Annotated in this window: 10 protein-coding genes; 5 read left to right on the forward strand and 5 right to left on the reverse strand. The window is 66.1% G+C overall.

The features are described 5' to 3' along the window. Positions 1-15 precede the first annotated feature (15 nt). The 5 genes from ACVILH_RS16795 (at position 16) to ACVILH_RS16815 (ending at position 5363) form a co-directional block, all read left to right on the forward strand. Complete coding sequence (locus ACVILH_RS16795) at positions 16-1209, forward strand: pyridoxal-phosphate-dependent aminotransferase family protein (protein WP_456713875.1); 1194 nt, start codon at positions 16-18, stop codon at positions 1207-1209. Continuing rightward, positions 1209-2006: an enoyl-CoA hydratase/isomerase family protein gene (locus ACVILH_RS16800; protein ID WP_434859415.1), complete on the forward strand. Its 798-nt coding sequence runs from the start codon at positions 1209-1211 to the stop codon at positions 2004-2006. The genes ACVILH_RS16795 and ACVILH_RS16800 overlap by 1 nt, the downstream gene beginning before the upstream one ends. Before the next feature lie 132 nt (positions 2007-2138). Then, positions 2139-3125, forward strand: coding sequence for a Bug family tripartite tricarboxylate transporter substrate binding protein (locus tag ACVILH_RS16805; protein ID WP_456713876.1), 987 nt, complete (start codon positions 2139-2141; stop codon positions 3123-3125). A 24-nt stretch (positions 3126-3149) separates the two neighbouring features. Continuing rightward, a complete protein-coding gene (locus ACVILH_RS16810) occupies positions 3150-3692 on the forward strand; it encodes a tripartite tricarboxylate transporter TctB family protein (RefSeq protein ID WP_456713877.1) in 543 nt (180 codons plus the stop codon). A gap of 150 nt (positions 3693-3842) precedes the next feature. Continuing rightward, positions 3843-5363: a tripartite tricarboxylate transporter permease gene (locus ACVILH_RS16815; protein WP_456713878.1), complete on the forward strand. Its 1521-nt coding sequence runs from the start codon at positions 3843-3845 to the stop codon at positions 5361-5363. A 205-nt stretch (positions 5364-5568) separates the two neighbouring features. Here ACVILH_RS16815 and ACVILH_RS16820 read toward each other — a convergent pair whose 3' ends face one another. From ACVILH_RS16820 to ACVILH_RS16840, 5 genes are all read right to left on the reverse strand, one after another. After that, positions 5569-9147 (reverse strand): autotransporter outer membrane beta-barrel domain-containing protein, encoded by a 3579-nt coding sequence (locus tag ACVILH_RS16820; protein WP_456713879.1) that lies wholly within the window; start codon positions 9145-9147, stop codon positions 5569-5571. Positions 9148-9270: 123 nt separating this feature from the next. Beyond that, the gene (locus ACVILH_RS16825; protein ID WP_456713880.1) at positions 9271-9627 is read right to left on the reverse strand and encodes a hypothetical protein; all 357 of its coding nucleotides are present in this window, start codon (positions 9625-9627) and stop codon (positions 9271-9273) included. A 235-nt stretch (positions 9628-9862) separates the two neighbouring features. Continuing rightward, positions 9863-10024 (reverse strand): hypothetical protein, encoded by a 162-nt coding sequence (locus ACVILH_RS16830; RefSeq protein WP_456713881.1) that lies wholly within the window; start codon positions 10022-10024, stop codon positions 9863-9865. A gap of 168 nt (positions 10025-10192) precedes the next feature. Continuing rightward, positions 10193-11383: a CaiB/BaiF CoA transferase family protein gene (locus ACVILH_RS16835; RefSeq protein WP_456713882.1), complete on the reverse strand. Its 1191-nt coding sequence runs from the start codon at positions 11381-11383 to the stop codon at positions 10193-10195. 133 nt (positions 11384-11516) lie between these two features. Beyond that, on the reverse strand, positions 11517-12740 hold the full coding sequence (locus tag ACVILH_RS16840) for a phenylacetate--CoA ligase family protein (RefSeq protein WP_456713883.1): 1224 nt from the start codon (positions 12738-12740) through the stop codon (positions 11517-11519). Positions 12741-12849 lie beyond the last annotated feature (109 nt).

The raw sequence follows: 12849 nt of genomic DNA on the forward strand, positions 1-12849 counted from the left end.
CGGGGATGGACGCCAATGACTGTGCACACAGGACGGCATTTTCTTCAGATTCCGGGGCCGACCAACGTGCCCGACCGCGTGCTGCGCGCGATGGACATGCCGACGTTGGACCATCGCGGTCCGGAGTTCGCCGAGCTCGGCTTTGCCGTGCTCGCAGCATCACAACGGATCTTCCGTACCAAGCAGCCCGTGGTCATCTATCCATCGTCCGGCACCGGCGCGTGGGAAGCTGCGATCGTCAACACGCTCGCCCCCGGCGACAAGGTGCTGATGGCCGAGACCGGCCAGTTCGCGGTGCTCTGGAAGGGCATCGCCGACAAGTTCAAGCTCGACGTCGACTTCGTTGCGGGCGACTGGCGTCACGGCGCCGACATCGCCGCGATCGAGCAGCGGCTCAATGACGACAAGGCGCACAAGATCAAGGCCGTGTGCATCGTGCACAACGAGACTTCGACCGGCTGCGTTACGCTGCCGCTGGAGGTGCGCAAGGCGCTCGACCGCGCCGGTCATCCGGCGCTGCTGATGGTCGACACCATCTCGGGCCTCGGCTCGATGGAGTATGAGCACGACGCCTGGGGCATCGACGTCTCCGTCGCCGGCTCGCAGAAGGGTCTGATGCTGCCGCCGGGCCTCGGCTTCAACGCCGTCTCCGAGAAGGCGCTCGCGGTGGCCAAGGCCAATCCCGGCATGCGCTCCTATTGGGACTGGCAGGAGATCATCAATTTCAACAAGCTCGGCACCTTCCCCTATACGCCGGCCTGCAATCTGCTGATGGGCCTCAACGAGGCACTGAAGATGCTGGAGGAGGAGGGCCACGAGAACGTGTTCGCGCGCCATCGCCGCCACAGCCTCGCGACGCGCGCGGCGGTGAAGGCCTGGGGCCTCGACACGCAGTGCCAGGATGCGCAGGCGCATTCACCGGCGCTCACCGGCGTCGTCATGCCCGAGGGCCATGACGCGGATGCGTTCCGCAAGACGGTGCTGGACAACTTCGACATGTCGCTCGGCACCGGCCTGAACAAGATCAAGGGCAAGGTGTTCCGCATCGGCCACATCGGTCATTTCAACGACCTGATGCTGATGGGGACGCTGTCCGGCGTCGAGATGGGCCTTGCGCTCGCCAATGTGCCGCATCGCGCCGGTGGCGTGCTCGCGGCGATGGAAGTCCTCAAGGCGCGCGAAGCCGCGCCGATTCCGAAGGTGGCCTGATGAACGCGCCTGCGAGCGGCTCCGACGATCTCATCTATGCCGTCGACGACGGCATCGCCAAGATCACCTTCAACCGGCCGCAGGCGCGCAACGCGATGACCTTCGCGATGTACGACCAGATGGCCTCGATCTGCGAGGCCATCAACGCCGACCGGTCGATCAAGGCGCTGATCCTGACCGGGGCGGGCGACAAGGCCTTCGCCTCCGGCACCGACATCTCCCAGTTCCGCGCCTTCAAGACCGCGCAGGATGCGCTCGACTACGAGGCGCGGATCGACCGCGTGCTCGGCACGCTCGAGCTTTGCCGCGTGCCTGTGATTGCGGCCATCGCGGGCGCCTGCACCGGTGGGGGCGCCGGCATCGCCGCCTGCTGCGACATCCGCATCGGCACCGAGACCACACGCATCGGTTTTCCGATCGCGCGCACGCTCGGCAATTGCCTGTCCATGTCAAACATCTCGCGCGTCGTGTCCCTGATCGGGCCTGCGCGCACCAAGGATCTGATCTTCAAGGCTCGTCTGGTGGAAGCGCCCGAGGCGCTCGCGCTCGGCCTGCTCAACGAGATCGTGCCGGATGTCGACACGCTGCAGGCCCGCGCGCTGGAGACGGCGAAGCTCGTCGCCTCGCATGCGCCGATCACGCTCGAAGTGACCAAGGAGGCGGTGCGCCGCATCCGCCGCACCTTGTCGCGCGACGAGGGCGAGGACCTGATCCTGCGCGCTTACATGAGCGAGGATTTCCGCGAGGGCATGGACGCCTTCCTGAACAAGCGGACGCCGAACTGGAAGGGCAAGTAGTCCGATGCCGGCCTTGCGACCTTATGCCGACATGATGAGGCCGCATCACGCTTGTGTTCTTGAACTGACCACAATAAGCCAGCAGTATCCTGGTAGGATACAAGCCGGCGCTTTGAACGGGGATGAAAACACGTGCGTAACCTGATCAAGATCGCGGCCACCACGGTGGCTCTTTTCGCTAGCGCGCCGGCCTTTGCCGGCTGGGAGCCGACCAAGCCGGTCGAGATCGTCGTGGCCGCGGGCGCCGGCGGCGCCTCCGACCAGATGGCCCGCATGATGCAGGCCGCGATCCAGAAGAACAACCTGCTGAAGCAGCCTGTCGTCGTGTCGCTGAAGGGCGGCGCGTCCGGAGCCGAAGCGCTGATGTACATGAAGTCCAGCGACGGCGATGCGAACAAGGTGCTGATCGCCTATTCGCTGATCTACATGCTGCCGCTGTCGGCGAAGCTGCCGTTCGACTGGCATGAGTTGTCGCCGGTCGCGGTGATCGCGCTCGACCAGTTCGTGCTGTGGGACAACATCAACGGCCCGAAGACGGTCAAGGAATTCATCGACGCCGCCAAGGCGTCGAGCTCGCCGTTCAAGCTCGGCGGCACCGGCTCGAAGCGCGAGGATCACGTGCTCACCGTGTTCCTGGAGAAGAAGACCGGCGCCAAGTTCTCCTATCTGCCCTACAAGTCGGGCGGCGAGGCCGCGACGCAGCTCGTCGGCGGACACACCGAGGCCAACGTCAACAATCCTTCCGAGAATCTCGAAGTCTGGCGCGCCGGTCAGGTGCGTCCGCTCTGCGTGTTCGACAAGGAGCGCATCTCCTACACCACCAAGGTCACGGAGACGCAGTCCTGGAACGACATCCCGACCTGCAAGGAGCAGGGTCTCGACGTGCAATATCTGATGCTGCGGGGCATGTTCCTGCCTGGCAAGGTGACGCAGGAGCAGCAGGAGTTCTATGTCGACCTGTTCAGCAAGCTGGTGCAGACGCCGGAGTATAAGGACTACATGGAGAAGCAGGCGCTCAAGCCGATCTTCCTCACCGGCAAGGACATGGTCCAGTTTCTCGAAGAGGACGGCTCGCTCAACAAGCAGCTGATGACCGAAGCCGGCTTCGTCGCGAAGTAGTTCGGGACAGATGGAGTAGGAGCGATGTCCAACGCTGAGCTCGAGATCGCGGTCGACGATCCCACCGCCCCGGAGGAGGATTCTCCGCCCGTCACCTCCAACCGCGCCGTCGACGTCGGCGTGTCGCTGCTGCTGCTCGCGCTGGCCGTCTTGCTCGCCTGGGACAATTGGCGGACCGGCGCGTCCTGGGACTCGACCGGTCCCGAGCCGGGCTATTTCCCGTTCTATCTCTCGGTGATCCTCGGCGGCGCCAGCCTCTACGGCATCGGCGCGGCGTTCCTGTCGAGCAAGGAGGCGGCCGAGACCTTCGTCACGCGGGCGCAGTTGCGCCGCGTGATGGCGGTGTTCGTGCCGACGCTGCTGTTCTGCATCGCCATGCAGCTCCTCGGCATCTACGTCGCGAGCTTCCTGTTGATCGCAGGCTTCATGCGGATCGTCGGCAAGATCGCGATCTGGAAATCGCTGCTCACGGCGTTCCTGTTCAGCGCCGTGATGTTCGTGACCTTCGATATCGTCTTCGACGTGCTCATGCCCAAGGGACCGCTCGAAGCGGCGTTCGGGTACTAACACCGGTCTCTCTCCCGTCATTGCGAGGAGCGAAGCGACGAAGCAATCCAGGGCTGCGCACTCGACTCTGGATTGCTTCCGCCTACGCCCGGTGGGCTTCGGCGGACACGTCGCTGCTCGCAATGACGAGGAAACAGTTGGATTGAAATCATGGAAGCCTTGGGTCTCCTCCTGCACGGGTTTGCGGTCCTCCTGACCTGGAAGACGCTGCTTTTGATGATGGTCGGGCTCGTGCTCGGCGTCTTCGTCGGCGTGCTGCCGGGGCTCGGCGGCCCGAACGGCGTCGCCATCCTGCTGCCGCTGACCTTCTCGATGGACCCGACCTCGGCCATCGTGATGCTGTCCTGCATCTATTGGGGTGCGCTGTTCGGCGGCGCGATCACCTCGATCCTGTTCAACATTCCCGGCGAGGCCTGGTCGGTGGCGACCACCTTCGACGGCTACCCGATGGCGCAGCAGGGCAAGGCGGCGGAGGCGCTGACGGCGGCCTTCACCTCGTCCTTCATCGGCTCGCTGGTCGCGGTGCTGCTGATCACCTTCCTGGCGCCCTGGATCTCGTCCTTCGCGCTGAAATTCGGACCGCCCGAGTTCTTCGCGGTGTATCTGCTGACCTTCTGCTCCTTCGTCGGCCTCGGGCGCGAGGACAAGCACAAGACGGTCATCGCGATGGCGCTCGGCCTGCTGCTCGCCGGCGTCGGCATGGACACCGTCTCGGGTCAGCTGCGCATGACCTTCGGCTCGACTGATCTCTTGCGCGGCATCAACTTCCTGGTCGCCGTGATCGGACTGTTCGGCATCAGCGAGATCCTGCTGACGATGGAGGAGCGCCTCGCGCTGCGCGGCCACGCCGCATCGATCTCGCTGCGCACGGTGCTCGCGGTCTGGAAGGACCTGCCGAAATATTGGATGACGCTGCTGCGCTCCTCGGTGATCGGCTGCTGGCTCGGCATCACGCCGGGCGGCGCGATCGCGGCCTCCTTCATGGGCTACAATCTCGCCAAGCGCTTCTCCAAGGACCAGGACAGCTTTGGCAAGGGCCGGATCGAGGGCGTGTTCGCGCCTGAGACGGCCGCGCATGCCTCGGGCACCGCGGCGCTGCTGCCGATGCTCGCGCTCGGCATTCCCGGGTCGGGCACCGCGGCGATCCTGCTCGGCGGCCTGATGGTGTGGGGCCTCAATCCCGGGCCGCTGCTGTTCGTCGAGCACAAGGATTTCGTCTGGGGCTTGATCGCCTCGATGTATCTCGGCAACGTCGTCGGCCTCGTGCTGGTGCTCTCGACCGTGCCGATCTTCGCCTCGATCCTACGCGTGCCGTTCGCCGCTGTCGCGCCGATGATCGTGGTGTCTTGCGCCATCGGTGCCTACGCGATCCAGAACGCGATGTTCGACGTCTGGCTGATGCTCGGCTTCGGCGTCGTCGGCTACGTCTTCAAGAAGATCAAGATCCCGCTGGCGCCGTTCACGCTCGCGCTGGTGCTCGGCAGCCGCGCCGAGGACGCCTTCCGTCAGTCGATGATCATCTCCGGCGGCAACATGAAGGTGTTCTGGGCGAACGGCCTGGTCGGCACCATCACGACGCTCGCGATCGTGCTTCTGTTCTGGCCGCTGATCGACCGGCTGGTTGCGAGCTTCGGCAAGTCGACCCCGCCGGCGGCGAAGGTCGAGGCGTAGGGAAGAGGCGGCGGCGTCTCCGGCCTCATGGTTCGAGACGCGCCGCGCGAGACCCTGGTGGTAAGCCGGTTTCGCCGGGGGCGCGGCACTCCTCACCATGAGGGTTTAGTTTTTTGCCGCGTACCTCGATCCTCGTCCTGAGGAGCCCGCCCCTTGGCGGGCGTCTCGAAGGACGGCCGCGGCGGAGGTGATCGCCCACCAGCGCTCACCACGCGTAACGTACCGTCCCCTTGCCGGCATACGACCGCGTCACGTTCGAGATTTCGCTCTCGAACGTCGCCAACGCGCTCCAGCCGTTCAGCCAGTTCATCTCGATTGACGTCGTCGTCAGCGCAGAGTCGTGAGCCTGCGCCGCGCCGTTGACGACGAAGCTTGCGCCCGGCAGCGTCTGGAACGTGGCGGCCGTCGAGCGCTCGGGATTGAAGTCGTGCGCCCAGGCGAGGCGACCGCGCAAGGTGAGAGCGCCATCCGCCAGCGCATAGGACTTGTCCGTCCGCAGGCCGAGTTCGGTGCGTGTGTCGGTGACAGTTTTGCCAGCGTAGGCCAGGGCGAACGTCGTGGCACCAGCGGATGCCTGTTCGACATAAGCCGGCAGACGCAGGCTCGTCACTTGCGCGGCGACATAAGGCGTGATGCCGATGCCGCCAAGTGGCGCGACCAGGCGCGTGCCGCCTTCAATACGGCCGGTCCAGGCGTTGGCTTGATAGCTCGCGCGCAGCCGGTCCGCGCCAGAGATCGTTACGGTGCGATCGGTCGTGACGTCCTGCCAGCCATAGGCCAGCGCGGCGCGCAGATAGCTCGGGCCGACATGGTGATGCAGATACACGCCGGCCTGGAAAAGGTCGGAGCGGCCCGAGCCGAGGCCATTGACGTTGAAGCTGGTGCCGCCGCCTGCGAGCGCGAAGCCGGCGATGGTCTGCGGTGCGATCCGGTAGTCGGCGCCGACCGCGGTGCCGGCGATACGGCTGGTGGTATCGTTGGAGCCAACGGTTGCACTGCCGCTGGTCGATTGCGAGCCGCCGAAGCCGGCGGCCCAGACGCTCCAGCGCTGCGCGAAATCCGCAGGCCGCTCGTCGGGCAGCATCGCGAAAGCATCGGTGCGCTTGCGCGACGTGTCGGCATAGCTGATCGCGACGCTGCCTTGGCGTTGTGCGAACGGATCTGTCAGCAGGCCGGCAAACTGGCCCATGGCGATGAAGGTGGTCTGCTGCACGCCGGTGGCGCTCTCGCCGGATGCCTGAGTCAGCCCGACCTGATTGAGCTTGCCGAACACGACCGGCATGTCGCCGGTGCGATCGAAGAACGCCGACAGCGTATCGCCGACCGCCTTCTGATTGCCGTTGAGCCCGCCGGGCAGGGCGAAGGCGAGGATCAGGTCGAGATAGACGTTGTTGGCATCGTAGCTCAGGCTGGTCTTGAAGCCCGAGGGCAGGTTGGTCTTCACCACCGCGCCGAAGCTGCCCGAGATTCCGCTGCCGGTGGTCAGGATGGTGTAGCGCTTGTCGACATAGCCGCCGGCGCCGAACACGGCGTTGACAGTTGCGCCGCCGAGGGTGGCCGATCCGGTGACGCTCGCGAATGAGGCGGTCGTCGGACTTAGCTGTACCATGTAGTATGCGCCAGACTGGAAGGCGAGGTTGCCGACGATCGACATCGACGAGCCGGCGCTGCCGTTGCCCGGTGCCAGCGTGCCGCCATTGTTGATGCTCACCGTCATCGGTGGATCGACGAGACCGGCGCCCATCAGCGTGCCGCCGGAGTTCACGGTCACGCCGGAGGTATTTGTGATGGCGCCTTCGACGTCGAGCACACCGCCATTGATGATCGTCGTGCCGCTGTAGTTGTTGGTGCCGGTGAGCGTCATCCGACCGCTGCCGACCTTGGTGAAGCCGCCGCTGCCGGAGATCGTGCCGGTGTAGGTCGTGTTCGAGTTGTCGCCGCCTGAGGTCAGCGTGCCCGCGCCGAGCAGCACGGCGCCGCCGCCGGTCAGCGAGGCGATGGTCTGATTGAAGCCGTTGAGATCAAGCGTGCTGCCATTATCGACCGCGACGGAGCTCAGGGGGGCGAAGGCGCCGGCCGCACCGGCCCGCAACGTGCCGCCATCGACGATGGTTGGCCCGGTGTATGTGTTGGTGCCGCTGAGCGTGAGAATACCAGGGCCGCTCTTGACGAAGGTGCCGCTGCCCGAGATCGCGCCCGAGAACACGGTGGCGCCGCCATTGTCGCCGATCGCCAGCGAGCCGTTGCTGCCGAGCAGCACGTTGCCGCTGCCGCTGAGGCCGCCGATGGTCTGGCCGGTACCGTCGATATCGAGAGTCGCGCCGCTCGCGATCATGTAGCTGCTGGCGACCGAGAGAACGCCGGACGCGCCGGTCTGCAACGTGCCGCCGCTGATGAAGGTGTCGCCGGCGTAGCTGGTGACCCCGGTCAGCGTGAGGATACCGGCGCCGAGCTTGGTCAGCCCACCGCTGCCGGTGATCGTGCCGCTGAGCGCGGCATTGTTGCCGTTGGTGTCGAAGCTGCCGCCGCCGGCGTTGAGCGTAATGTTGCGGGCCGAACTGAAGCCCACGAGAACTTGTAGCGTGCCGCCGCCGAAGGAGAGCCCGCCGGAGGCCGCGCCGAGATTGGCATCGGAAGAGACCGCGAGCGTGCCCTGGTTGATTGCCCACGGGGTGACGGCGCTCGTAGTGCCGGTCAAGGTCCAAGTGCCGGTGCCGGTCTTCACGAAGCTGGAGAAGCCCTGGTATTGCGCCGAGCCGCCGATATTGGAGATGTCGAAGGTGCCGTTGGCCGCGCCGCCGAGCCGGAAGGTGTCGCTGCCCGCGCCGACCACGTTGCCGTTGATGATCGAGCTCGCCCAGATCTCCAGCGTGTTGCTGCCGCCGGTGAAGGTGATGGCGTTGCCAAAGAGATTGCCGCCGGCGTCGTTTCCGCCCGAAATCGTCCCGCTGTTGATGATCGCGAGATTGCTGCCGCGGACGCCGTCCCCGGCGAGGCCTATTTGACCGCTGCCGCTCCCACCCTGGCCCGAGCCTGGCCCGCCCGAACTTCCGCCGGCAATGATGCCGGAGTTCACCAGCGTGCCGCCGGCAGCGAAGATCACGCCCGAGCCGCCCGAACCTCCGTTGCCGCCCGCGCTGCTCCCGTTGTTGGTCGTGGCGTTGCCGCCATCTCCGCCGTCGCCGCCTGCGATCGTGCCGGCGTTGGTGAGCATCACATTGGTGCCGGTCAGCAAGGCGCCGTAGCCGCCGTCGCCGCCATTACCTCCATAGCCGGCGAGTCCGCTCGAAACGCCGCCGTCGCCGCCTCGGCCGCCACTGACTGTCCCGGTGTTGCTGTAGGTGAGGCCATTGCCATCGATGACGACGCCATAGCCGGCAGCGCCGCCGCCCCCACCGCCATGATTGCCGGTGGTCGTGCCGCCGCGGCCGCCGTTGCCGCCGGTGATGGTTGCGGCATTTGTGGTGCTGGTCGTAACGAGCGCGCCGTGCGCGCCGCCCCCGCCGCCGCCGCCGCTGCTGCTGGTGGCGCCCGATCCGCCGGTATTTCCTCTTTCTCCTGGCGCCGCGCCGCCCGCACCGCCCACAACTGTTCCGGCGTTAGCGGACCCGCCAAAGCCGCCGGTGACACCCGCGCCACCGCCGCCCCCACCGATGTTGGAGGTGGCGTTGCCGCCATCGCTCCCGGCACCGGTGGCCGAACTCGTCCCGCCATTCGTCAATGTGCTGGAAATGCTGCCGCCTGAGCCGCCGCTGGTCGCCTGCGCGAGTGCGGCGTTGGACATCAGCAGCGAGGACGCCAGTGCCGTTGCCGACAGCCAGAACCTCCGCGCGCGCTGCGGCCGACTGAAGGGGGCGGAATGAAGTTGGGTCGCGAACAGCACTTCAGTCCTTTGCACAACTCACGTTCAAAGGCCCCGGATCGAGGCATAGGCTCTGACGAAGTGCAGGTAAAATGCGCAGACCGGTACTGTGACTTTTTGGGTGGATCCGGGATTGCCCTGCTTCGTTTCGCTCTGTTGCTGATGCGCAACGTCATATGCGAGAGGAGCAGGGGGGCGGCTCTTGCCTGGCACCACCAGAAGTTGCGGACCGTCGGCTTCCGGCATACGACCATGTCGCGGATCGCAAGCGAACTTGGCACGGCCGCCGCGTTCAGGCCTCAGCTTCGCAGCGGCGGACCGTTGTTCGAAGCGCTCGGCGCTTCTCCGGAAGTTGTGTCTTTGCGATGACAGCTTTTTAGGCAGGGTGGTGGTAGGCTTCATTCATGGGCAGATTTCGTCCTGCTCAGCGTGGTGACGCCTTAGGGATGGTCATCGCGCCCTGATGTTTCCTCCCGAGACGATCCCTTGCCCGGCGCTTGCGTCGGGCTTTTTTTGCGTTGGACTCTGGGGGACGCCTACAGCGAAACAGAAAAGCGAAAGCCTCCGTCCGGCTGATCGAACGAAGGCTTCAAGGGATCAATTGCGATGACGCGTGTGACGCCGCGTCAGCTTCGTATCAGTTCACGGTCTCCTCGACCGGCATGTGGTACCAGTCCGAGTCGTTGTCGAGCACTGTCTCATCGAACAGGAGAGCGCTGTCCTTGGTGAGAGCGGCCGCGTTGACATCGCGCACCATCTCCATCGCCGACAGAAACTCGTTCAACTCGGATGCGCTCATGACCCGCTACTCCTCACGCCCGCGGGCCATACTCAGGTCCGCGTCAACTGATGAGAAGAGATTAGCGCGGTCTTGCCTTGGCCTCAATCCGGCCCAGGTCGAAGTTCCAACGTGGTGACATCTGGGCCACAGCGGCGGGATGCCGCGGCCTGGTCATATTGCACCTGCTCACACCACGCGATGCAGCCGGAGATCGGCGATCTCGCCGTCAGTGAAGCCGAATTCCGAGAGGATCTCCTCGGTCTGCTCGCCGAACTCCGGCGGCCGCGCCGCCATGCTGCTCGGCGTGCGCGACAAGGTGAAAGGCTGCGCCACTAGCGTGATGTCGCGGCCGTCCTCAGTCGGCACGGGCTTGGCCATGCCGAGATGCTTCACCTGCGGATCCTCGAACATCTGATCGATCGCGTAGATCGGCCCGCAGGGCACGCCGGCGGCGTTGAGCTCGGCGACCCACTGCTCGCTCGTTTTGGAAAGGGTACGCGCGTTGATCTCGGCATTGAGCGCGTCGCGGTTCTTCGAGCGCGCCGGTGCGGTCGCGTAGTCCGGATTGTCGATCCATTCGGGCGCGCCGAGCGTCTGGCACAACCGTTCCCAGATCCGCCCGCCGGTTGCGGCGATGTTGATGTAGCCGTCGGAGGTCATGAACACGCCGGTCGGAATGCTCGTCGGATGATTGTTGCCCGCTTGCGGAGCGACCTCCTTCTCCATCAGCCAGCGCGCGGCCTGGAAGTCGAGCATGAAGATCTGCGCCTGCAGCAGCGAGGTCTGCACCCACTGGCCCTCGCCGGAAACCTCGCGCTCGAGCAGCGCGGTGAGGATGCCCATCGCGCAGGACAGGCCGGCGGAGAGATCGGCGATCGGAATGCCCGCGCGCATCGGGCCCTCGCCGGGGGCGCCGGTGATCGACATCAGCCCGCCCATGCCCTGCGCGATCTGGTCGAAGCCCGGCCGCTTGGAGTAGGGGCCGTCCTGGCCGAAGCCGGAGATGCTGCCATAGACGATGCGCGGATTGACCTTGCGCACGGCCTCGTAGTCGATGCCGAGCTTGGTCTTCACGTCGGGACGATAGTTCTCGATGACGACGTCGGCCTGCTTGGCGAGCCGCATGAAGACGTCGACGCCCTTCGGGTCCTTGAGATTGAGCGTCATCGCGCGCTTGTTGCGATGCAGGTTCTGGAAGTCGGAGCCGCGGCGCGGGCCGCCCAGCGCCTCGCCGCCGTCCTCCATCATGGCGTCGATCTTGATGACGTTGGCGCCCCAGTCGGCGAACTGCCGCGCGCAGGTCGGGCCGGCGCGCACCCGCGTCAGATCGAGCACCGTGAAGCGGGAGAGGGCTTTGGACGCGCGCGGGAAGGCCATGCGGATACACTCCGAAGAACGTGACATGGCTGTATAGGAGAGCGCGCGGGAGGCGACAATTGCGCGATGGCCGTGCGAACGGCGCGGCTCATGCCGTTGCCGCAGGGCTTAGCTCGCGTGCAGGAACCAGGCTTTAGCGTTCGTCTGATATCACCTTGCCGTCGTTCGGCAGCGTGCCCGGCGCAACCAGCTCGACGCTGCCGCCGAGCTTGGCGACATTGCGCAGGCTGGCAGCGAGCGCCTCTTGCAACCCGTCTGCCGGCGAGGCGCATTCCGCCTTCAACGTCATCGCATCGGTCTCGCCGGCGCGGGTCACGACCAGGCGGAGGCGGCCGAGCTCGGGATGGCGCTTGCCGATCTCGGCGACCTGTTCGGGGCGCACGAACATGCCTTTGATCTTGGTGGTCTGGTCGGCGCGGCCCATCCAGCCCTTGATGCGCATGTTGGTGCGGCCGCAGGCGCTGAAGCCGGGCAGGGCGGCGGTGAGGTCGCCGAGCGCCAGGCGAATCCAAGGGTGATGCGGATCCAGCGAGGTGACGACGATTTCGCCAACGTCGCCTTCCGCCACGGGATCACCGGTGCCGGGGCGGACGATCTCGAAGATCAGGTCCTCGTTCACCACCATGCCCTCACGCGCTGACGTCTCATAGGCGATGATGCCGAGATCGGCGGTGCCGAAGGCCTGGTAGGCATCGATGCCGCGCGCCTTGATCTCGGCCTGCAATGACGGCGGGAACGCCGCGCCCGACACCAGCGCGCGCTTGAGCGAGGAGATGTCGCGGCCGGCGCTGGCGGCGCCGTCGAGCAGGATCTTGAGGAAGTCCGGCGTGCCGCTGTAGCCGATCGGCCGATACGCCTCGATCAGCTCGAACTGCGCCTCGGTACTGCCTGGACCTGCCGGGATCACCGCGCAGCCCAGCGCACGCGCCGAGGTGTCGAAGATGAAGCCACCGGGCGTCAGGTGATAGCTGAAGGTGTTGAGCACCACGTCGCCGCAATGAAAGCCGGCCGCGAACAGCGCGCGCGCGCCGCGCCAGGGATCAGCGTGCGCCGCCTCCGGTTCGAAGATCGGGCCGGGCGAGGTGAACAGCCGCGAGAACGCGCCGGGCGATTGCGCGACGAAGCCACCGAACGGCGGCGCGGCCTTATGCAGCGCCGGCAGCTCCGACTTGCGCAGCACTGGCAGCTGCGCCAGCGCAGCGCGGTTCGCGATGTCCTGCGGATCAATGCCCTGCAGCAGCGCCGCATAGGCCGGCGCCTTCATCGCCGCGCGCAGCACGTCGGGCAGGCGGCCGAAGAGGTCCTGCTCGCGCTCAGTGGGATCACGGGTCTCGAGGGCGTCGTAGTGGGTGGTCATGTTAGGTCCCCAGTGTCGCTTTCACCTCTCCCCGCGTGCGGGGAGAGGTCGCATCGCATCGTCAGATGCGATGCGGGTGAGGGGGGCTCTCCGCGGCGCGGTGCCCGGA

The sequence above is a fragment of the Bradyrhizobium sp. USDA 4353 genome (assembly GCF_054063215.1).

Excerpts from the sequence above, each read along its gene's own strand:
- ACVILH_RS16820 (WP_456713879.1), bottom strand. The coding sequence starts at position 9,147 with ATGTCCAACGCCGCACTCGCGCAGGCGACCAGCGGCGGCTCAGGCGGC.
- ACVILH_RS16815 (WP_456713878.1), top strand. The coding sequence starts at position 3,843 with ATGGAAGCCTTGGGTCTCCTCCTGCACGGGTTTGCGGTCCTCCTGACC.
- ACVILH_RS16825 (WP_456713880.1), bottom strand. The coding sequence starts at position 9,627 with ATGAAGCCTACCACCACCCTGCCTAAAAAGCTGTCATCGCAAAGACAC.
- ACVILH_RS16810 (WP_456713877.1), top strand. The coding sequence starts at position 3,150 with ATGTCCAACGCTGAGCTCGAGATCGCGGTCGACGATCCCACCGCCCCG.
- ACVILH_RS16835 (WP_456713882.1), bottom strand. The coding sequence starts at position 11,383 with ATGGCCTTCCCGCGCGCGTCCAAAGCCCTCTCCCGCTTCACGGTGCTC.
- ACVILH_RS16800 (WP_434859415.1), top strand. The coding sequence starts at position 1,209 with ATGAACGCGCCTGCGAGCGGCTCCGACGATCTCATCTATGCCGTCGAC.
- ACVILH_RS16840 (WP_456713883.1), bottom strand. The coding sequence starts at position 12,740 with ATGACCACCCACTACGACGCCCTCGAGACCCGTGATCCCACTGAGCGC.
- ACVILH_RS16795 (WP_456713875.1), top strand. The coding sequence starts at position 16 with ATGACTGTGCACACAGGACGGCATTTTCTTCAGATTCCGGGGCCGACC.
- ACVILH_RS16830 (WP_456713881.1), bottom strand. The coding sequence starts at position 10,024 with ATGAGCGCATCCGAGTTGAACGAGTTTCTGTCGGCGATGGAGATGGTG.